The 21515-nt window shown below is 61.5% G+C and carries 16 protein-coding genes and 1 other RNA gene; 11 read left to right on the top strand and 6 right to left on the bottom strand.

The features are described from left to right. Window positions 1–56 precede the first annotated feature (56 nt). Window positions 57–2576 (bottom strand): mechanosensitive ion channel domain-containing protein, encoded by a 2520-nt coding sequence (locus tag DOM32_RS09790; protein ID WP_244179875.1) that lies wholly within the window; start codon window positions 2574–2576, stop codon window positions 57–59. A 546-nt stretch (window positions 2577–3122) separates the two neighbouring features. Here DOM32_RS09790 and DOM32_RS09795 point away from each other — a divergent pair. Next, the gene (locus DOM32_RS09795) at window positions 3123–4892 is read left to right on the top strand and encodes an alginate O-acetyltransferase AlgX-related protein (RefSeq protein WP_157957064.1); all 1770 of its coding nucleotides are present in this window, start codon (window positions 3123–3125) and stop codon (window positions 4890–4892) included. Between the two features lie 395 nt (window positions 4893–5287). On the opposite strand, the gene ssrA is transcribed toward DOM32_RS09795, so the two are convergent. Then, window positions 5288–5667: a transfer-messenger RNA gene (gene ssrA, locus DOM32_RS09805) on the bottom strand. An 83-nt stretch (window positions 5668–5750) separates the two neighbouring features. Next, a complete protein-coding gene (gene smpB, locus DOM32_RS09810) occupies window positions 5751–6230 on the bottom strand; it encodes an SsrA-binding protein SmpB (RefSeq protein ID WP_071230963.1) in 480 nt (159 codons plus the stop codon). Window positions 6231–6451: 221 nt separating this feature from the next. On the opposite strand from smpB, the gene DOM32_RS09815 reads away from it, so the two are divergent. Both DOM32_RS09815 and DOM32_RS09820 read left to right on the top strand, forming a co-directional pair. Next, window positions 6452–6886, top strand: coding sequence for a type II toxin-antitoxin system RatA family toxin (locus tag DOM32_RS09815; protein ID WP_110633906.1), 435 nt, complete (start codon window positions 6452–6454; stop codon window positions 6884–6886). A gap of 11 nt (window positions 6887–6897) precedes the next feature. Further along, window positions 6898–7194, top strand: coding sequence for an RnfH family protein (locus tag DOM32_RS09820; protein ID WP_110633909.1), 297 nt, complete (start codon window positions 6898–6900; stop codon window positions 7192–7194). Window positions 7195–7226: 32 nt separating this feature from the next. On the opposite strand, the gene DOM32_RS09825 is transcribed toward DOM32_RS09820, so the two are convergent. Next, window positions 7227–7649 (bottom strand): outer membrane protein assembly factor BamE, encoded by a 423-nt coding sequence (locus DOM32_RS09825; RefSeq protein ID WP_110633912.1) that lies wholly within the window; start codon window positions 7647–7649, stop codon window positions 7227–7229. A gap of 72 nt (window positions 7650–7721) precedes the next feature. On the opposite strand from DOM32_RS09825, the gene fur reads away from it, so the two are divergent. After that, window positions 7722–8171 carry a ferric iron uptake transcriptional regulator gene (gene fur / locus DOM32_RS09830; RefSeq protein WP_071230959.1) on the top strand — a complete coding sequence of 150 codons (450 nt, stop codon included), beginning with the start codon at window positions 7722–7724 and terminating at the stop codon, window positions 8169–8171. Window positions 8172–8325: 154 nt separating this feature from the next. Here fur and recN read toward each other — a convergent pair whose 3' ends face one another. Further along, window positions 8326–9999, bottom strand: coding sequence for a DNA repair protein RecN (recN, locus tag DOM32_RS09835; RefSeq protein WP_110633915.1), 1674 nt, complete (start codon window positions 9997–9999; stop codon window positions 8326–8328). Window positions 10000–10230: 231 nt separating this feature from the next. Between recN and grpE the strand changes: the two genes are divergently transcribed. The 3 genes from grpE (at window position 10231) to dnaJ (ending at window position 14210) form a co-directional block, all read left to right on the top strand. Continuing rightward, a complete protein-coding gene (gene grpE, locus DOM32_RS09840) occupies window positions 10231–10863 on the top strand; it encodes a nucleotide exchange factor GrpE (RefSeq protein ID WP_071230957.1) in 633 nt (210 codons plus the stop codon). Between the two features lie 168 nt (window positions 10864–11031). Beyond that, window positions 11032–12972: a molecular chaperone DnaK gene (gene dnaK, locus DOM32_RS09845; RefSeq protein WP_071230956.1), complete on the top strand. Its 1941-nt coding sequence runs from the start codon at window positions 11032–11034 to the stop codon at window positions 12970–12972. Window positions 12973–13067: 95 nt separating this feature from the next. Continuing rightward, the gene (gene dnaJ / locus DOM32_RS09850; RefSeq protein ID WP_071230955.1) at window positions 13068–14210 is read left to right on the top strand and encodes a molecular chaperone DnaJ; all 1143 of its coding nucleotides are present in this window, start codon (window positions 13068–13070) and stop codon (window positions 14208–14210) included. A gap of 165 nt (window positions 14211–14375) precedes the next feature. On the opposite strand, the gene DOM32_RS09855 is transcribed toward dnaJ, so the two are convergent. Next, entirely contained in the window at window positions 14376–15392 is a 1017-nt protein-coding gene (locus DOM32_RS09855) for an esterase-like activity of phytase family protein (RefSeq protein ID WP_110633919.1), read from the bottom strand. A 138-nt stretch (window positions 15393–15530) separates the two neighbouring features. Between DOM32_RS09855 and dapB the strand changes: the two genes are divergently transcribed. The 4 genes from dapB to greA form a co-directional block, all read left to right on the top strand. Then, window positions 15531–16340 carry a 4-hydroxy-tetrahydrodipicolinate reductase gene (gene dapB, locus DOM32_RS09860; RefSeq protein ID WP_110633922.1) on the top strand — a complete coding sequence of 270 codons (810 nt, stop codon included), beginning with the start codon at window positions 15531–15533 and terminating at the stop codon, window positions 16338–16340. Window positions 16341–16664: 324 nt separating this feature from the next. Next, on the top strand, window positions 16665–17819 hold the full coding sequence (gene carA / locus DOM32_RS09865; RefSeq protein ID WP_110633924.1) for a glutamine-hydrolyzing carbamoyl-phosphate synthase small subunit: 1155 nt from the start codon (window positions 16665–16667) through the stop codon (window positions 17817–17819). Between the two features lie 80 nt (window positions 17820–17899). Next, window positions 17900–21133 carry a carbamoyl-phosphate synthase large subunit gene (gene carB, locus DOM32_RS09870; protein WP_071230946.1) on the top strand — a complete coding sequence of 1078 codons (3234 nt, stop codon included), beginning with the start codon at window positions 17900–17902 and terminating at the stop codon, window positions 21131–21133. Then, a partial coding sequence (gene greA, locus DOM32_RS09875) for a transcription elongation factor GreA (protein WP_110633927.1) occupies window positions 21126–21515 on the top strand: 390 nt, incomplete at its 3' end. The genes carB and greA, both read left to right, overlap by 8 nt.

The following is a 21515-nucleotide window of genomic DNA, read 5'->3' on the forward strand; positions in this document are numbered from 1 at the left end:
CAACGAAAAGGGCCGCCCGAAGGCGGCCCCAAGAGACGGGAGAATTCTCCCGACGATTAGCGCGGTTCGTCCGTCTCGTCGCCATCGACATCGTCGTCGGTGGGTTTTCGATGCGTCTCGTCCTGCGCTCGCTGATTCAGCGTCGATTCGGACCGGCTCTCGCCCTCGATCGCCGTGGGCGCGTCGGTCTGGTGAGCCTTCGGCTGACCGGCGGGACTGCCGTCGATGGTGAAGTCCTCCTGCATGATGCGCAGGTTGGCGGGCGGCGCCGAACCGGTACGATCCTGTCCGAAGTAGAGCGTGGTATGCGGGAACGGAATCTCGATACCGGCCTTGTCGAAGTAGAGCTTGACGAGGCGGTTGTAGGCGCGCCCGACACCCCACTGATCCCCCGGCGTGGTCTTGATCACCACGCGGATGTTGACCGAGCTGTCGGCCAGCGCGATGACCCCTGCCACTGTCATTGGTGCCAGCAGTTTGTGACCATGCTCCTCGCTCGCCTTGAGCTCCTCGAAGGCGGCTTCCAGCTGTTCGATGGCGTAATCGATGTTCTCGCGATAGGCGATACCGTATTCGCCGACATGGTTGCCGAACTCGCGCATGAAGTTGGAGACGGTATCCACGGAAGAGAACGGCACGATGTGATAGGTGCCGGACAGATCGCGGATCGCCACGGAACGGATGCTGATGCGCTCGGCGGTGCCGGTGATGCCGCCGGCGGTGACGACGTCTCCGGTGTTCATGGCGTTTTCCAGCTGGATGAACACCCCGGTGATGACATCCTGGACCAGTTTCTGGGCACCGAAGCCGATGGCCAGACCCAGCACCCCGGCGCCAGCGATGAGCGGCCCGATATTGATGCCGATCTGCGACAGCACGATCATCACGGTCATGATGATCAGGGTGATGGCCAGGGCGTTGCGGAACAGGCTCATCAACGTCTGCGCGCGGGCGGTGGGCGCGCCGCCTCCCGTTTCGGGATTGAGGTAGTTCTCGATCAGGCTGGCCAGGCCGATCCACACGATGGCAGCGATGATCAGGATCAGGATGACCTGAATCACGGTCGCCACGGTGTGCGATCCTGCGTCGCTGGTGTACCAGGCGGCGAGGTCGAACGCGCCCCAGGCATCCAGGGTGTACATCACTACCGCGATCAGAATGATGGCGCGGACGATCTTCAGCAGCGTCGGGATGTAGGAGTTCAAGCGCGGCTCGAGCAACGGCAGTCGCTTGCGCATGTTGTCGCCGAGGTCGATGCGTCGGCCGATGAGCTGGGTCAGCAGGCCGGAGACGAGCGTGCCGATACCGACGTAGATGATCGTCTTCAATGTCGCGATCAGGACGAACGGCAGCGCGGTTTCGGGATGCAGCAGCGTAACGGCGAACACCATGACGGCGTAGATCACCGCGATGACGTGCCAGATCCGCGCGAACAGGCGAAGCGCCACGCGCGATGCGGACATCTGTGCCGAATCCGCCTTGGCGATGATCAGGTCGCGCACGCCGATACGATTCTTGAACACGACGCCTAGCGACCAGATCAGCGCAACGAGCATGATCAGCACGCCCACCGCCTTGCCGAAGGCGGACGAGAGGTTGGCGTTGAGGATCGGCACGACCACCAGCATGCCGTAGCCGATGAAGCTGGCCAGTGTCGCCAGGAATCGGTTGCAGTACCTTGCCTGATCGGCCTCGATGGATACCAGGCGCAGCCCTTCATGGCGCGATGAAAAGATTACCCGCAAGGCGCACTTGAACAGCTCGATCATCAGGAACGCATTGAGGAACAGCGAGAGCCGCGTGTCGAGACTGCCGCTTTCGCCGACCAGAAAGGTCGCCACCAGATTGCCTGCCACATAGGCGAGAACGACGACGACGACATCGACGATGGCCGCCAGCACCACGGCCACGATGAGGTGTAACAGATGGCTACGCCCTTCGCCTTGTAGAGCCCAGTGGCTGAGGCGGGAAAACAGCGGTCTGGCGATGGCCCGCAGAATCAGGAAGGCGGCGACCGTGGCGATGATCACCAGGGCAAGTTCGATCGCCGCATTCAGGAAATCGCTCATGCTGAACGCCGGGCCGGTGCTCGCGGCGGCGCTGTCACTGGTGAAAAAGCCGCCGATCAAAGCCGCCAGGCTGGTGAGCTGACCGCCGATATCGCCTGCGAAATCGCTGGTGATCTGTGCCATCCGCCGAGGGAAGGAGGTGACTGTCTCGGCACTCTCGCCGCTTTCGTTGGCGGCGCTGCCAGTTGCTTGGGTAGCTTGCCCGGAGGCGGTGTCGCTACCGTCATTGTTCGCGGCCGCGTTGTCGGCCGCACCCCCTCTCTGAGCCGCGTCGGCTTGCGAATCGCCGGAGGAATCCTGTCGAGAAGCCAGCTGTCGTAGCTGGTCGATCAAGGCTTGCCGCGATTCCGGATTTTCCAGCAGATCCGCCATTGTGGAATAGGCAGGGCCATCCTGAGCAGACTGCCCTTCGGTGCCACTTTCCTGAGCCAGTGCAGGAATAGCGAATATCAAAAGTAGTAGCAGTAGCCAGCGACTGAGCCAGCGATCGGGGCGAAGGGCTGTCAAGCTCCAATCTCCTTGTCTTGTGGGCGGTCCGATTTGGCGACACTCTGCCAGCCTAATCATTTTCAGGATAACACTTTATCGTTAATGGCAAATTCGCGTGCCTACCAAGGCGGCGCTATCTCGTGAGGCTAGCCGATATGGGCGGGTTTTCCAGAGCAGGAGTCCGGCACTGGACGTCTGGCTGTGTGCCTTTTTCACCCGGTTCCAGTGAAAACGCCACTAGGCCTGTAGCGACAAACGATGAGATTACAGGCCCCAGATGCTGAAAAAGTTCATGCCTGGCGGGCGATGTCGAGTCAGGTCAGCGCTGGGATATAGTGAGGATGAATCGATAACCAAGAACACATGGCCGGCATTGGGACGGTGCGGAGCGATACATTGACGACGTAAGCGCCGAGGCATGGGAAGGAGGGTCTCCCTAGCCGACGCTCTCGTGGATTACGCGGGCATGCGATGGCGAATACCAGCTCACCGATGGCCGAACCACGACGCCGTATCGTCAGCCTCGCGCCCGGGGTCTACCGTTGCAGCCATCAGGGAGCCGTTATGAATTCATTGTCCGTTGCCGAACGCATCGAGGGGACGTCCGAGCCGCTGGCCGAGGCTTCTGCTCGGTTGGAAAAAGGCGATTTTTCGGGTGCCATTGCCTTGCTGGAGCCCGCTTTCAAGGCAGGAGACGATAGCTCCGATATCGTCGAGGCGTTGATGCGTGCCTATGACGGTGCCGGCGAGACTGCCAAGCGCGAAGAGATGATGGCCGTTGCCCTGCAGGCATCCTCCCAGCCTTCTCTCAAACTGGCAATTTCCTATGCCGAATTGGCAATGACGCGGAAAGAATGGCCGGTGGCTGCCGAGAGATGGCAGTTCATCATCGATCATTGCGAGGGTTTCCCGCATCAGGTCTATGTTCGTCAAGCGCGTGCCTGGCTCGCGGCGCAACAATTCAGTGCTGCGCTCCATACAGTCAACCTGGGGCTGGAAAAACAGCCGGGAAACCCTGTCCTTAGTGATCTCAAGGACGTCATTGCCAGCCGGAAAGCAAAGAAATTCCAGTTGACGGCGCAGCAACTGGCGGCACCCATCACGATTCGCTGGGAGGTCGATGAAGGCGAGAAGCGGATCGCGACGCTCGAATCCTTTCGCCATTATCGAATTCGCGGCTGGATCGATGCCCGTCAGGATCAACGGCCGGAATTGCTCGTCTCGGCTCCCGATGGAGCGGTCAGCCTTGCGCTCACCACGCTCGAACCGAGTACGCCCTCCCAGGAGGCTGGCTGGACTTTCGAGTACGGTTTCGATTTCTCTCGGGACCTGACACTTGGCGTCCGGTTGAAGAACGGCAGAGTCTACGAATGCTTGCGCTTTTCGTTGGCGCCAGTCATGGAAGTCCTCGAAGGGCGCGAAGGGTGGCTCTTCCTCGCCAACGATACCAACGCCAGTATCGATCAGTTCACCGGCAAGAAGCGTCTGGATGCAGAGCAGAAGCAGCAATGGCAGCATTTCGTTGACGGGATCGGACCGCTTCAGCGGCAGCGCTCTCTATTGCTGTTGATCGCCAATTCCAAGGAAAAGGTCAGGCCGGAATATTATCCTTACGAGAAAGCCAGCATCACGCCTACCGAGCAGGTCGAAAAGTTCCTCCAGGCAGAAAAGATCGACTACTGCAATCCCGTGGCGGCGATGCAGGCGGAGCCGGATAGCTATTACCCTACGGACACGCACTGGAGTGGCCGCGGTGCCTATCTTGCGTTTCTTGCCTGCATGCGGCATTTCGGCTTCGATGACGACTTCGCTTCGCTGTACGCCTTCGAACAGCGGGAAGTCGTGGGTGACCTGGGATCCAAGATGGATCCTCCCGCCAAATCCTTGTCGACCGTCGCCGTTTTTCGGGAGGAGAGCGGCGTGTACTGCCGTTTTTCCAATTATCTCCCGGGCACCGGCAACATCACGATCTTCGAGAATTCCAAGCCCATCCATGCCCGGACATTGGTCATCTTCGGTGGCTCTTCGGCCGGCGCCGGGGGATTTGCGCTGCTGTTCGCCAACGTCTTCCAACGGGTCGTCGTGGTCAATCTGCCTGGCAGCTATGTTCATGAAGTCGTCGAGCATGAAGCTGCGGATCATGTGATCCTGCAGACCAACGAACGCTACCTGGCCACGCCCGGACGGGTCATCAAGACATTGGCCGAGGCCAATCTCGACCATGCCGTGCAAGCCGTGCCGGCGGCCGAGAGAGTCAAGCTGCTGCAGAGGATGAGTCGCTACGCGAGCTGTGAGCCGTACCACGATTTCATGACTACGCTACTGGCAGGATGAGCCGCGCTGGGCATCGCTGTCGAGCGGCGCATTGGACGTACCCATTTCTTTGAAGTTCACCTGGAGTCTCAAGCATCAGCTCGTGACATGACAACAAGGCCATCCATCAAGGGGCCCATACCAAGGAACGACAATGCTAAAAGTCACGTTGGGTCTACGTTGCAACGTTTGTGGTGGGGAACGGTTTTTGCTGCCGACGCTACATGAGGCGTCCGAAGATGTCCGTTGCGCTGACTGTTCCGCGTTCAAGTGCAAGAACGATGATCTGGAGCGCGCCATGTCTGCCGTGCAACGGCAGAAGGCCGCCATGGCGTCGGTTGCCTGAGAAACGTCGTCAGCTGGCATCTGGAAACACAAGCACAAAAAAAGCACCCGATCGGGTGCTTTTTCATGTTTGGTGGAGGCGGGGGGAATTGAACCCCCGTCCGCCGGCACTCGCCCATCAGCTCTACATGCTTAGTTCCGTCTTTTGATTTAACGCAGTGCACTCCGACGGGCAGGATGGCACCTTGCGATCTCTCTAAGGTTTAACGAATGTCAGGAGAGCGCTGACATCCGCGGTCCCATCAGCTTTAGCTCGTATCCCCGCCGCGATGAATGGGCACATCGCTTTGGGGCCAGGCTAACAACTAGCAGTTTTTACGCTGCCAGTGCGCCCTGAGCGTAGTTTTCGTCGTTTGCGACTATTCAATTGCAACGTTGGATTTACGAGATACGTTACGCTCTCGGCATGCACCTCAGGGATTGTCACCGGCGTCGAAGCCATGTCGCCCCCGTACAACTCTTTCATTCTACCAGATGGTGGCGAGCCCACGCCATATCAAGTGCAATCTCGAACATTCAGGGTAAATATCATGCTCAAGCGTGATCTCGCATGACCCGTGCCTTTTCGCGATTCCAGTCGCGCTCTTTCTCGGTGGCACGCTTGTCGTGAAGTTGCTTGCCGCGTACGAGGGCCAGTTCGCATTTGACCAGGTTCTGCTTCCAGTAGAGCTTGAGCGGCACGCAGGTGTGGCCCTTTTCCTGCGTCTTCGAGAAGATCTTGGCAATCTCCTTGCGATGCAGGAGCAGCTTGCGTGTCCTGGTCGGGTCTGCCAGAACGTGCGTGCTCGCCGTATTAAGCGGCATGATATGGCTACCCAGCAACCAGGCCTCCCCATTCTTGACCAGAATGTAGGTGTCGGTCAGTTGAGCCTTGCCGGCGCGCAGACTCTTGACCTCCCAGCCTGCCAGTGCCAGGCCGGCTTCGAAGGTTTCGTCGATGTGATACTCGAACCGAGCCTTCTTGTTCTGGGCGATCGTGTTGCTGCTTGGCGCGTTGCCTTTTTTCTTACCCATGACACCTCTTTACGGCGATATCCGGTATGCCCTCGGGCGGTATGATGAATGGCTGCACTCTGGCACGCCGCGTTCTGCGCTTCATGACGCCAGACGCCAGAGAGCGGCATTGGCGAGTATCGTGTGAAGCCTGGTTATGAGGGCAGCCGTGATACCATTCAAGCATCGAAAACGGTGCCCCATGATACGCATGTCGGGGCGATAAATCAGTGGAGACCTCTATGCCCAATGTGAATCGGTCTGCATTCGTTCGGCATACACCGGAACAGATGTTTGAACTGGTCAATGACTTCGAACGCTATCCCGAGTTTCTGCCCGGATGCCGGCGAGCCAGCGTCGTCGACCAGGGAGAGGACTACCTGGTCGGTCGAATGACCCTGGCCAAAGGCGGTGTGGAGCAGAGCGTGACGACCCGCAACGATCTCGAGCGTCCCGAACGCATCGATCTGTCGCTCGTCGATGGCCCCTTCAAGCGGCTGAGCGGCTGCTGGTACTTCCGTGCGATGGGAGAGGATGCCTGCAAGATAGAGCTCGAAATGAGTTTCGAGTTCAGCAATCGTCTGCTGGGCATGGCGTTTGGCCGGTTGTTCCAGCAGGTGGCGGGCCAGCTCGTCGACGCCTTCACGCGGCGTGCCGATCAGATCTACGGGCGTTAGGAGGCAATCTGATGACGAATGTCGAAGTCGCGTTCGCGACGCCGGAACATCAGGTCATCGTGCGGCTCTCGCTCGAGCCCGATATGTCCGCCAGGCAAGCAGTCATGCTCGCCGACTTGCCGACCAGACACCCGGCATGGGCAGGCTTCGACTTCGCGACGGCACCGCTGGGCATATTTGGCGAGCGCCTGCGAGCACCGGAAGACTATTCGCCGCTCGAGGGAGAACGGATCGAAGTCTACCGGCCGCTCGAGATCGATCCCAAGCAGGCAAGACGCGAACGGGCAGCCAGCGTGACTTCACGCTAGCCGCCCATTCATTGCCGGGAATCGTCAGCGCTTCAGATGCCGCTAGGGCCGATCTGCGGTACCGGTGCGCCTTCGCCGGCTCCCTCGACTGCCGGCCCGGGGCCGCCGTCCTGGTTCAGTTCGACGTCCGAATCCATATCGCCGGACTTGGCGATATCGGTCAGTTGGTCGTTCTGGAACGTCAGCGTCAGGCGTTTCTGCACGGTGCCGCCGTAGGCTTCGTCGAGGTAGAAGACGTAGTCCCACTGATCCGACGAGAACGGGGCTTCCATCAGAGGCGTACCCATGATGTAGGCGACCTGTTCACGGCTCATGCCGGTGTGCAGTTGCGACACCATATCCTGGGTGATGAGATTGCCTTGCGGGATGTCCCTCTTGTAGACGCCCAAGTAGCTGCAGCCTGCGACGAGAGAGACTGCGAGGAGGAGTACGACCGTGCTGATCAGTTTTTGCATTTGAGTCCGTCTTTCACTATCGTTGCGTGGATTGATCATACCCGACACGAGACGCTACTGCGAAGAGCGACCATGGCCGACGAAAACCAAGAATTGCGTAAGGCAGGCCTGAAGGTCACGCTGCCGCGCGTCAAGATTCTGCAAATCCTCGAAGCGACTCGCATGGAAGAAGAACTCCATATGAGTGCAGAGGACGTCTACAAGGCGCTGCTGGAGTCGGGTGAAGATGTCGGACTGGCCACGGTATACCGTGTCTTGACGCAATTCGAGGCGGCTGGGCTGGTCGTGCGACATAACTTCGACGGCGGTCATGCGGTTTTCGAGATGTCCCAGGAAGAGCACCATGATCATATGGTGGATCTGGAGTCGGGAGAGATCGTCGAGTTCTATGACGAAGAGATCGAGCGTCGTCAGCGCGAGATCGTCGAGGAACACGGGTACGAACTGGTCGAGCACGCGCTGGTGCTTTATGTTCGCCCCCGCGGCTCCAAGGCCACGCGCCAGGATGGCATCAAGAAGTAAGACTGGCAGACCGTATTGCAAGACGCCGACCCGAGGGTCGGCGTTTTTCATTTGGGTGTCTGTACAAGCCCATGTTCGGGTTGGTGTCCGGCTGCCGCCGATACCGGGTCGAATCAGTGCCTGACGGAGCGGTGTGTGACTCGCAACGTGCGAGTCAATGCGTCGAGCCTTGGCTGGCCGCCAGCATTTCGCGCGCGTGAGCCAAGGTCTGGTTGGAAAGCTTCACTCCGCCCAGCATTCGCGCCAGTTCGCGGACCCGCCCGGCATCGTCGAGCTGGAACATTTGAGTCCGGGTCTCGTTGTCGCTGGAGCGCTTTTCGATATGCAGGTGCTGATGCGCCTGCGCGGCGACCTGCGGCAGGTGAGTCACGGTCATGACCTGGGCATCGCTCCCCAGCCGGCGCAGCAACTGGCCGACGATTTCGGCGGTCGCGCCGGAGATGCCGACATCGACCTCATCGAAGACCAGCGTTGCCAGCGTGCTGTGACTCGCGGCCACGACCTGGATCGCCAGGCTGACGCGCGAGAGCTCGCCGCCGGACGCCACCTTGGCCAGCGGGCGCGGGGGCTGCCCCGGGTTGGCGCTGATCTGCAGACTGACCCGATCCAGGCCGTGGGGCTGGGGTGTTTCCAGCGGCGTGACATCGACGGCGAAGCGAGCCTTGTCCATGCCCAGGAACGCCAGTTGCTCCTGAACCTGCCGGGCGAAAGCCGTGGCGGTGCGCTGGCGTGTTTCGCTGATCTGCTTGGCGGCGTCGCGGTACTGCTGGCGCAGGTCGTCGAGCCTGGCTCTCAGCTTTTCGAGATCGTCGCCGCCGCTATCGAGCGCTTCCAGCTCGCCGCTCAGCCGGCGGTGCAGGTCGTGCAGCTCTTCCGGCATGACGTGATGCTTGCGGGCGATACGATGAATCTCGCTGAGCCGTTCGTCGACCCAGGCCAGGCGCTGCGGGTCGAGCTCGGTCGACTCGACATAATGATGGAGCTCGCGAGCGGCCTCCTCGAGCTGGATCTGTGCATCGTTCAGCATCACCAGGGCCTCGGACAGGCTGCCACGGTCGCTGCCAGGCACCCGGGATAGCCGCTGGGTCGCCTGGGACAAGAGAGTCAACGCGCCGCTCTCGTCGTGATCGCAGCTGTCGGCGGCGAACTGCGCCTCGCGCAGGCTCTCCTCGAGATGCGCCAGCGTCTCCTGCTCCTGTTCCAGGCTCCCCAGCTCGTCGGCCTGCAGATCGAGCTGATCGAGCTCCTCGACCTGATAGCGCAGCAACTGGCGCTTGGCCTGACGTTCCTCGTCGTTCTCGCTACGCTCGCGATACTGTCGGCGCAATGCGTGCCATTGACGGTGCAGCTCGCCGAGCTCGGCCACCGCCTTGTTGTGACCTGCCGCATCGTCGAGCAGGCGGCGGTGAGTGTCCTCATTGAGCAGCGCTTGGTGCGCATGCTGGCTATGCACGTCGATCAGGCATTCGCCGAGTTCGCGCAGATCCGCGATGGTACAGGGCTGGCCGTTGATCCACGCCTTGGAGCGTCCGCTGGCGGTGACGACGCGTCGCAGCAGGCAGTCGTCCGTGGCGAGCTCCCGCGCCGCCAGCCAGGCCTTGGCGTCTTCCCGCGCGGTGATATCGAAGCGGGCGCTCAGATCGGCACGGTCGGCACCATGGCGAACGCCGCCGGCGTCGGCGCGCTCTCCCAGGCAAAGCCCCAGCGCCCCGAGCAGGATCGATTTGCCGGCGCCAGTCTCGCCGGTGATGGCGGTCATGCCGGCCTGAAACTCCAGGTCCAGAGCGTCGACGATAGCGAAGTCACGAATGGCGAGTTGGATCAGCATGCTGCCTCCCAAGGTCGATGGCGGCCATACGGTGTCTGGTTGTTGAGGTGTGATCACTGACGGTCTGGTTGTTTATACAGTAGTCCAAAAACCCCTTCAATGGCTCCTGTGATCCGCTATGCGGTCGGCGCTTGAGATCTGAATCGATAGCCCCATATAGGCAGACAACTCCGACGCTTGCCGAATCACGCTTGTCGAACAATTGTCACAACACCTTGCCAGGAGAGACTCATGGCTAGAGATCCGCAGAATCCCGTAGACGAAGAACTCGAGCGCGCCGAACGCGACGGTGAACCGCAACAGCAGACCACCAATGAGGCATTGGACGGTGACCTGGAGCAGTTCGCGGAATCGCTCGAGCACGAGGCGGATGACATCGAAGGCCAGGCCAATCCCGAAGCCGAAGTGCTGGCGGCCAGAGTCGAGGAGCTCGAGCAGGCGCTGGCGGAGGCCAAGGATCAGTCGATGCGCGCCGCTGCCGAGGCCCAGAACGCTCGCCGTCGAGCAGAGCAGGACGCCGACAAGGCAAAGAAGTTCGCGCTTGAGAAGTTCGTCAAGGAACTGCTCCCGGTCGTCGACAGCCTGGAGAAAGGGCTGGAAAGCATGCAGGAGGTCGACGAAACGCACCGCGAAGGCGTCTCCATGACGCTCAGGATGCAGCTCGATGCGCTGAGCAAGTTCGGTGTCGAGCAGCTCGATCCCCAGGGCGAGCCGTTCGATCCGCAGTTCCACGAAGCCATGACCATGGTTCCCAATCCGGAACTGGAACCCAATACCGTGATGGACGTCATGCAGAAGGGATACACCCTGAACGGTCGATTGATCCGGCCGGCGATGGTGGTGGTCAGCAAAGCAGCAGGCTGAGACAACAGGTCGGAGAGCTGCCATCGGTGCGAGGCGATGCCATATCGGAATCGCCGAGCAAGGACTTGAAAGGCGCTTAGCAGCCCCCACATAGCAGTCAATCGCGCAGCAAAGCGCCGTCATCAAAACGAATTCAGTCGTCAACGAATAGTTATGAGGTGAGGAATTATGGGACGCATCATTGGCATTGACCTGGGTACGACCAACTCCTGTGTCGCCGTACTCGATGGTGACAAGACCCGCGTGATCGAAAACGCCGAAGGCGGCCGCACGACGCCTTCCATCATCGCTTACACCGAAGACGGCGAAACGCTGGTCGGTCAGGCGGCCAAGCGTCAGGCGGTCACTAACCCCAAAAATACGCTCTACGCCATCAAGCGTCTGGTTGGCCGCAAGTTCAAGGACGACGTCGTCCAGAAAGACATCAAGATGGTGCCTTACGAGATCGTCGAAGCCGATAACGGCGATGCCTGGGTCAAGGTCAACGACAACAAGCTGGCGCCGCCGCAGGTCAGCGCCGAAGTGCTGAAGAAGATGAAGAAGACCGCCGAAGACTATCTCGGCGAGGAAGTGACCGAGGCGGTCATCACCGTTCCGGCCTACTTCAACGATTCTCAGCGCCAGGCGACCAAGGACGCGGGCCGTATCGCCGGTCTCGAGGTCAAGCGCATCATCAACGAGCCGACGGCTGCCGCGCTGGCCTACGGCATGGATCGCTCCACCGGTGATCGTACCATCGCGGTCTACGACCTGGGTGGCGGTACTTTCGATATCTCGATCATCGAGGTGGCCGATGTCGACGGCGAGAAGCAGTTCGAAGTACTGGCGACCAACGGCGACACCTTCCTCGGCGGCGAAGACTTCGACCTCAAGCTGATCGACTATCTGGTGCAGCAGTTCAAGAGCGACTCCGGTATCGATCTGTCCGGCGACAGCCTGGCCATGCAGCGCCTGAAGGAAGCTGCCGAGAAGGCCAAGATCGAGCTCTCCTCTGCACAGCAGACCGAAGTCAACCTGCCGTACATCACGGCTGACAACACCGGTCCCAAGCACCTGGCGATCAAGGTGACGCGTGCCAAGCTGGAATCGCTGGTCGAAGATCTGGTTCAGCGTTCGCTCGGGCCCTGTAAGACCGCCATGGAAGACGCTGGTCTCTCCAACAGCGAGATCCACGACGTGATCCTGGTCGGTGGTCAGACCCGCATGCCGCTGGTTCAGCAGAAAGTCGCGGAATTCTTCGGCAAGGAAGCGCGCAAGGACGTCAACCCGGACGAAGCCGTGGCCATGGGCGCCGCGATTCAGGGTGGCGTGCTCGGCGGTGACGTGAAGGACGTGCTGCTGCTCGACGTCACGCCGTTGACGCTGGGTATCGAGACGCTGGGCGGCGTGATGACCCCGCTGATCGAGAAGAACACCACGATCCCGACCAAGAAGACGCAAACGTTCTCGACCGCCGAGGACAACCAGACGGCCGTGACCATTCACGCGCTGCAGGGCGAGCGCAAGCAGGCGGCGCAGAACAAGTCGCTGGGTCGTTTCGATCTGGCCGACATTCCGCCGGCGCCGCGCGGCGTGCCGCAGATCGAGGTCGCGTTCGACCTGGACGCCAACGGTATCCTCCACATCACGGCCAAGGACAAGGCGACCGGCAAGGAACAGTCGATCGTGATCAAGTCCTCCGGCGGTCTCTCGGACGAAGAGATCGACCAGATGGTCAAGGATGCCGAAGCGCACGAAGCCGAGGACAAGAAGTTCGAAGAGCTGGTCCAACTGCGCAACCAGGCCGACGGCATGATCCATGCGTCGCGCAAGACGCTCGAAGAAGCCGGTGACAAGGTCGATGCCGAGGAGAAGAGCAAGATCGAGACCGCAATCAGCGAGCTCGAGGAAGCGCTCAAGGGCGACGACAAGGATGCCATCCAGGCCAAGCTGGATGCCTTGACCGAAGCCTCCGGCAATCTGGCTCAGAAGATGTACGCCGAGCAGGGCGAAGGTGCTGGCGCGCAGGCCGGACAGCCTGGCGACGATGCCCAGTCCAGCGGCAAGAAAGAGGATGACGTGGTTGACGCCGAGTTCGAAGAAGTCAACGACGATCAGAAAAAGCAATAACCACGACGTCTGACGCCGTGTGATCGGCAGTAGCGCGGGAGCCAGAACTCCCGCGTTGCTGTTTGCACGGCGCCGACACGGAGGCGGACTCAGTAATGTCCCAACGTGACTATTACGAAGTATTGGGCGTCGACAAGAGCGCCGACGGCAAGGACATCAAGAAGGCCTATCGTCGGCTGGCGCAGAAGTACCACCCGGACCGCAATCCGGACGACCAGCAGGCAGCGGAGAAGTTTCGCGAGGTCTCCGATGCCTACGAAGTGCTCTCCGATGACCAGAAGCGCGCGGCCTATGATCAGTTCGGTCATGCCGGCGTCGACGGCCAAGGCGGCGGGTTCGGCGGAGGCTTCGGCGGTGCCGGCGCTGGTGGCTTCAGCGATATCTTCGGCGACGTGTTCGGCGATATCTTCGGTGGCGGCGGTGGGCGTCGCAATCCGAACGCGCCGCAGCGCGGCAGCGACCTTCGCTACAACCTCGAACTCGATCTCGAGAACGCGGTGTTCGGCACGACTGTCGATATCCGTGTGCCGCGCCACGTCGAGTGCGGGCACTGCGACGGCAGCGGCGCCGAACCGGGTTCCAGCAAGGAGACCTGCCCGACCTGCCACGGCCAGGGCCAGGTACGGATGCAGCAGGGTTTCTTTGCCGTGCAGCAGACCTGTCCGACCTGTCATGGCAGCGGCCAGAGCATCAAGGTGCCGTGCCGCAAGTGTCATGGCGAAGGCCGCGTCCGCGAGACGCGCACGCTGTCGGTGAAGATTCCGGCGGGGGTCGATACCGGCGACCGCATTCGGCTCAACGCCGAGGGCGAATCCGGGCTCAACGGTGGACCTGCGGGCGATCTCTACGTCCAGGTCGAGATCAAGGCGCACCCGATCTTCGAGCGCGACGGCCGACACCTGCACTGCGAAGTGCCGATCAACTTCGTCGACGCGGCGCTGGGTGGCGAACTGGAAGTGCCGACGCTGGAAGGCCGGGTCAAACTCAAGATCCCGCCCGAAACCCAGACCGGCAAGCTGTTCCGGCTACGCGGCAAGGGCGTCAAGCCCGTGCGCGGCGGCCCGGCCGGCGATCTGCTCTGCAAGGTGGTGACCGAGACTCCGGTCAATCTCAACGAAGAGCAGAAAGATCTGCTGCGCAAGTTCCAGGACAGCCTGGGTAGCGCCAGCCGCCACTCGCCCAAGAAAGAGGGCTGGTTCGACGGCGTGAAGCGCTTCTTCGAGGATATGAAACCGTAAAAAAGCGTGCGCGCTAGCTAGCCTGAAAGGCCTCATCCGACCAATCGGGTGAGGCTTTTTGCTTATCGGAAGCTTTCGCTGCCTGCCGGCGTAAGTCACGATTTTACGAGGTTGCTCTACTAGTGCGTTCTGGCGCGGTAACGCCAGGTCTGCGGCGAAGGCTGTCTATCCGGCTCGAGAATCATTGAGCTTGGGGTCGATGTCTTTCACGGCAAAGCAGGTCAGCAGGGTGCGCTGCCTCAGGCTGAAGTTATCATCGCTGACCATCAGATAGCGATGTTCGCCGATATGGGTCAGGCCTTCGAAGTTGTCCACCGACCAGCCGTTGCTGCTGGAGAGTCTGGCCAGTTCGCTGACCTCGACGCCGCCATCGTCATCGAGATGGGCGCGCCGCAGCCGGATCACGATCGATGCCGGCGGCGTATAGGCGCGCTCCAGAGTCAGCAAGTCACCACCCAGGCTTTCCATTGCGGTCAAGGCGCTGTTGGCGTTATCTGCCAACGGATAGCGCCACGCCTGCCGGTCGTCGAGGGTAAAGAGCCGGGTTACCTTCTCGGGCCAGTCGTCGGGTGGATTTTCGATGCCGCCCACTAACCCATGCCCGGGCAGCAACGCAATTGCCTCCAGTCCGCCATTGGCTTGGATTCCCGACAACCCCTCGGGACGATTCGCCGGTGCGCTGGCGATACCCGAAGGCAGGAAGCGTTGCCAGCGGGCGCCGCCTTCGCCATTGTCCGTCATGACGCCCTCGAAACCGATCACCAGTTGGGTGTTGCCGCGGACGCCGTCGTTCGCGTTTTCCAGCGTCAGTGCCTCGGCGTCGCTCTCGGCGCTTGCCAGAATGGCGCCGTCCTCGCCGCGCAGCGGGTAGGTATCCAGCGGTTCGTAATCACGGAGCTCGCCACTGCCATCGAACGTCAGCCGGGCGCGATGCAGCCAGCCACGGTCCGAGATCAGGAACAGCATCGCCTCGTCTTCGTCCCAGCCGAGACCGGAAAGCCCGCCCACCGGTGTGCCATCCTGCCATTCGCCGGGCAAGGATAGCGTGCCGCACCACTCGATGTTCGGCGTACTCGCCAGCAGGTCCGCCGGGGCGATGGCCGTGCGATGGGGCGTGGCACTGCAGCCGGTGAGCCACGCCACGGTGATGGGTAGCAGAACAGAAAAGAAGCGAGGCGGCATGGGCTGGTGGCTCCCCCGAGGTCGTCGACGTCACCCAGTGTAGCCCGTGCCGGCGGTAAGACGTCGGCTGATATACTGTTGCCACTGACGATCACCAGCGTAGCCAGGCTGCGCCAAATGAAGGTAACGGGAGGAAGCATGACGCGGATAGCCATCATGGGAGCGGCCGGTCGCATGGGCCGGATTTTGCTCGAGGCGACGCACAAGGACGAAACCGCCGAGCTGGGAGCGGCGATCGTACGCCCCGATAGTTCGCTCCTCGGGTGCGATGCCGGTGAAATGGCCGGGCTGGGCAAGCTCGACGTGACGCTGCATGGCTCGCTCGACGAGGTGCGCGACGATTTCGATGTGCTGATCGATTTCTCGACTCCCCAGTTGACCCTAGCCAACCTAGCCTGGTGCGCCGACAACGGCAAGGCGATCGTGATCGGTACGACGGGGCTCGACGAAGCGCAACTGAAGACGCTGGACAGCTATGCCGACCGTCTCCCGGTGGTGTTCGCGGCCAACATGAGTACGGGCATCAACCTGACGGTGAACCTGCTCAAGACCGCTGCCAGGGCGCTTGGGGATGCCGGCTACGATATCGAAGTCATCGAGGCGCACCATCGTCACAAGGTGGATGCGCCTTCGGGCACGGCGCTGATGCTGGGCGAGGCGGTGGCCGAGCCGCTGGGCCGGGACCTGAAGACCCACGGCGTGTTCCAGCGCGTCGGACAGGTAGGGGCGCGAGATCCCAAGGAGATCGGCTTTGCCACGGTGCGCGGTGGCGATATTGTCGGCGAGCACACGGTGCTGTTTGCCGCAGAAGGTGAGCGCATCGAAATTACCCACAAGGCCTCGAGCCGTCTGACCTTTGGCAAGGGCGCCGTGCGGGCGGCGGTCTGGTTGGCCGAGCGAAGCGCTGGTCGTTACGACATGCAGGACGTGCTGGGGTTGAAAGCGTAGCGTTGTCTAAATGCTGAACGCGGACATGCGGGCGCCGGGAAGCGCCGTTCAAGGCATCATTGGGTCGAATTGCGCTCGGTACTGGAGCCGGGCGTTGGTTTCCGGTATCATTTCATCAATTTGGCCGGGCCAGAGCCGTAGGCAATAGAGATTCGCCGCAGATGATGCAGCAGTCGGACAATAAGCGGGATGAAACCGGTTTTTCCGGATTTCGTCCCGCTTTTTTACGACCTTGCGGCGGCTCGCTCGGCCAATGCACGAAGCAGGGGCGTGATGCTAGACCTCGACGTAATGTGTTGATGACCAGTTAAGGAGGATGTTGCCTTGAACAGACCCGCGATACTGGCTCTCGAAGACGGCAGTGTGTTTTACGGTACTGCGATCGGAGCTGATGGGCAAACCAGCGGGGAGGTGGTCTTCAATACCGCCATGACCGGTTATCAGGAAATCCTCACCGATCCCTCCTACACCCGCCAGATCGTTACGTTGACCTACCCGCATATCGGTAATACTGGCGTCAATCTCGAGGACGTCGAATCGGATCGCATCTGTGCGGCCGGTTTGGTGATCCGGGACCTGCCGCTGATCGCCAGCAATTTCCGCAGCACGACGTCGCTTTCCGAGTATCTGACCGCGCAGAACGTCATCGGCATCGCCGACATCGATACCCGCCGCCTGACGCGCATTCTGCGCAACAAGGGGTCGCTGAATGGTGCGATTCTGGCCGGTGATGCCGCCCGGGGCGATGATGCCGTCGAGCGGGCGCTGGCGGCGGCCCACGACTTCCCGGGTCTCAAGGGGATGGACCTGGCCAAGGAAGTCTCGTGCGAGTCCACCTATGAATGGACCGAAGGCGAATGGACGCTGGGCCAGGGTTACGCCGACACCGCCAACGGTGAGCGGCCTTATCACGTGGTCGCCTATGACTACGGGATCAAGCACAACATCCTGCGCATGCTCGCCTCTCGCGGCTGCCGCCTGACGGTGGTGCCGGCCCAGACGCCGGCCAGCGAGGTGCTGGCGATGAACCCGGATGGCGTCTTCCTGGCCAACGGCCCGGGCGACCCCGAGCCCTGCGACTACGCGATCAGCGCGATCCGGGAAGTGCTCGAGACGGATATCCCGGTCTTCGGTATCTGCCTGGGCCATCAGCTGCTGGCGCTGGCTGCCGGCGCCAGGACGGTGAAGATGAACCACGGTCACCATGGCGCCAACCATCCGGTCCAGGATCTCGATAGCGGGCACGTGATGATCACCAGTCAGAACCATGGTTTCGCGGTGGACGAGACCAGTCTGCCCGACAACGTGCGCGCCATTCATCGTTCGCTGTTCGACGGCACGCTGCAGGGCATCGAACTGACCGATCGTCCGGCGTTCAGCTTCCAGGGCCATCCGGAAGCAAGCCCGGGGCCTCAGGATGTCTCGCCGCTGTTCGATCGTTTCGTGACGATGATGCAGCGTCGTCAGCAAGCCGCTTGAGTCACCAGCAGCGGTTTGGAATTCAGTTTATCGGGTCGGCGCCAGCCGCCGACACCCTCATTTTCGACGAGTGTTAGCGCATGCCAAAACGTACGGATCTCGACAGCATTCTGATCATCGGCGCCGGCCCCATCGTTATCGGGCAGGCGTGCGAATTCGACTACTCCGGGGCCCAGGCCTGCAAGGCACTGCGTGAAGAGGGCTACCGCGTCATCCTGGTCAACTCCAATCCGGCGACCATCATGACCGATCCGGTGATGGCCGATGCCACCTACATCGAGCCGATCACCTGGCAGGCGGTGGAGCAGATCATCGAGAAGGAACGCCCGTCGGCGATTCTGCCGACCATGGGCGGGCAGACCGCGCTCAACTGTGCGCTGGAGCTCGACAAGCATGGCGTGCTCGAGAAGTACGGCGTGGAGATGATCGGCGCCAATGCCGATGCCATCAACAAGGCCGAAGATCGCGATCTGTTCGACAAGGCGATGAAGAACATCGGCCTCGAGTGTCCCAAGGCCAAGGTCGCCCATACCATGGACGAGGCGTGGGAAATCCAGGCTTCGCTCGGCTTCCCGGTGATCATTCGCCCCTCGTATACCATGGGCGGTTCCGGTGGTGGCGTGGCCTACAACAAGGAAGAGTTCGAGGAAATCTGCGGTCGCGGCTTCGAGCTTTCCAACAACCATGAGCTGCTGATCGACGAGTCGCTGCTGGGTTGGAAAGAGTACGAGATGGAGGTCGTTCGCGACAGGAACGACAACTGCATCATCGTCTGTGCGATCGAGAACTTCGACCCGATGGGCGTGCATACCGGAGACTCCATCACTGTCGCGCCAGCGCAGACGCTGACCGACAAGGAGTACCAGATCATGCGCAACGCATCCCTTGCGGTGCTGCGCGAGATCGGCGTCGAGACCGGTGGCTCCAATGTCCAGTTTGGCGTCGATCCGGACACCGGGCGCATGGTCGTGATCGAGATGAACCCGCGCGTGTCGCGCTCCTCGGCACTGGCTTCCAAGGCGACCGGCTTTCCGATCGCCAAGATCGCCGCCAAGCTGGCGGTGGGCTATACCCTGGACGAACTTCAGAACGACATCACCGGCGGCGCCACGCCGGCCTCCTTCGAGCCGTCGATCGACTACGTCGTCACCAAGATCCCGCGCTTCACCTTCGAGAAGTTCCCTCAGGCCAACGACCGCCTGACCACGCAGATGAAGTCGGTCGGCGAGGTGATGGCGATCGGGCGGACCTTCCAGGAGTCGATGCACAAGGCGCTGCGTGGCCTGGAAATCGGTGTCGACGGGCTCGATCCGAAGGTTACCGACTTCAACGCCGAGAACATGGCGCTGATCAAGGGCGAGCTGCAGGCTGCCGGTGCCGACCGGATCTTCTATATCGCCGACGCCATGCGCAGCGGCATGAGCGTCGACGAGGTCTTCGCGCTCACCAATATCGATCGCTGGTTCCTGGTCCAGCTCGAGGATCTGGTGCTGGCCGAGGCGGCCGTCGCCAAGCGCTCGCTGCACGACTTGAGCGCCGACGATCTCTACCGTCTCAAGCGCAAGGGCTTTTCCGACGCGCGTTTGGCATCGCTGCTGGGCGTCTCCGAGAGCGAGTTCCGCCAGCGGCGTCAGCAGCTCGACATTCGCCCGGTCTACAAGCGGGTCGACACCTGCGCGGCGGAGTTCGCCTCCGATACCGCCTACATGTACTCCACCTACGAGGAGGAGTGCGAGGCGGAAGTCAGCGATCGTCAGAAGATCATGGTGCTCGGCGGCGGTCCCAACCGTATCGGCCAGGGGATCGAGTTCGACTACTGCTGCGTGCATGCGGCGCTGGCCATGCGCGAAGACGGCTACGAGACCATCATGGTCAACTGCAACCCGGAGACCGTCTCCACCGACTACGACACCTCGGATCGCCTCTACTTCGAGCCGGTCACGCTGGAAGACGTGCTGGAAATCGCCGACAAGGAGAAGCCGGTCGGGGTGATCGTGCAGTTCGGCGGCCAGACCCCGCTGAAGCTGGCACGAGCGCTGGAGGCAGCCGGTGTGCCGATCATCGGCACCACGCCGGACGCCATCGACCGCGCCGAAGACCGTGAGCGTTTCCAGAAGATGATCGACAAGCTGGGTCTCAAGCAGCCGCCCAACGCCACTGCGCGCAGCTTCGAGGATGCCTTCGCCAAGGCCGAGAAGATCGGCTATCCGCTGGTCGTGCGCCCGAGCTACGTGCTTGGCGGTCGCGCCATGGAGATCGTCTACACCGCCGAAGAGCTCGAGCGCTACATGACTCACGCGGTCAAGGTCTCCAACGATTCGCCGGTGCTGCTGGATCACTTCCTCAATGCGGCGATCGAGATCGACATCGACGCGGTCAGCGACGGCGAGCAGGTGGTGATCGGCGGCATCATGCAACATATCGAGCAGGCCGGCGTCCACTCCGGTGACTCCGCCTGTTCGCTGCCGCCATATTCGCTGCCTGCCGAGGTGCAGGACGAGATGCGCGAGCAGGTCAAGCGCATGGCGGTCGAGCTGGGCGTGGTCGGGCTGATGAACGTGCAGCTGGCCTGGCAGGATGGCGAGATCTACATCATCGAGGTCAACCCGCGCGCCTCGCGTACCGTACCGTTCGTCTCCAAGTGCATCGGTACCTCGCTGGCCCAGGTCGCGGCGCGCTGCATGGCTGGCAAGACGCTGGCCGAGCAGCAATTCACCCGCGAGATCATTCCGGGTTATTTCAGCGTCAAGGAAGCGGTGTTCCCGTTCAACAAGTTCCCGGGTGTCGATCCGATCCTGTCGCCGGAGATGAAGTCGACTGGCGAGGTGATGGGCAGCGGCACGACCTTCGCCGAAGCCTTCTACAAGGCCCAGTTGGGCGCAGGCGAAGCGATTCCGAAGCTGACCGGCGAGCGTCAGGCGTTCCTCTCCGTACGCGAGCCGGACAAGCAAGGTGTTATCGAGGTGGCGCAATCTCTGCTAGCCTTGGGCTTCAGTTTGGTTGCAACGCGTGGCACGGCCAGGGCTCTGGAAGAGGCTGGTCTGTCCGTTGCTGTCGTAAACAAGGTTTTTGAAGGCCGTCCGCATATCGTCGATCTGCTCAAGAACGACGAAATCGCCTATATCGTGAATACCACGGAAGGCCGCCAGGCGATCAACGATTCCTCGGTCATCCGGCGCACTGCGCTGGCCCGCAAGGTGCCCTATGCCACGACGCTGGCGGGGGCGCGGGCCGTGTGCATGGCGCTGGAATACGGTAACGAGATCACGGTGCGGCGGCTGCAGGAACAGCACGCAGGAGTAGTTCATGAATAAGGTCCCGATGACCGTCCATGGCGAGCAGGCCTTGCGCCAGGAATTGGAACAGCTGAAAGGCGTCGAACGCCCGCGGGTGATCAGTGACATCGCGGAAGCCCGGGAACACGGCGATCTCAAGGAGAACGCCGAGTATCACGCTGCCCGTGAGCAGCAGGGGTTCATCGAAGGGCGCATTCAGGAGATCGAAGGCAAGCTGTCGTCGGCACAGGTCATCGACGTGACCAAGATGCCGAAGACGGGCAAGGTGATCTTCGGCGTGACCGTCGAGCTGCTCAATCTCGAGACCGACGAAGAAGTGCGCTACCGGATCGTCGGCGAGGATGAAGCCGATATCAAGGCTGGCAAGATCTCGGTTACCTCGCCCATTGCGCGAGCGCTG

Origin of the sequence: Salinicola salarius (assembly GCF_003206135.1) — a bacterium.
Taxonomy (GTDB): domain Bacteria; phylum Pseudomonadota; class Gammaproteobacteria; order Pseudomonadales; family Halomonadaceae; genus Salinicola; species Salinicola salarius.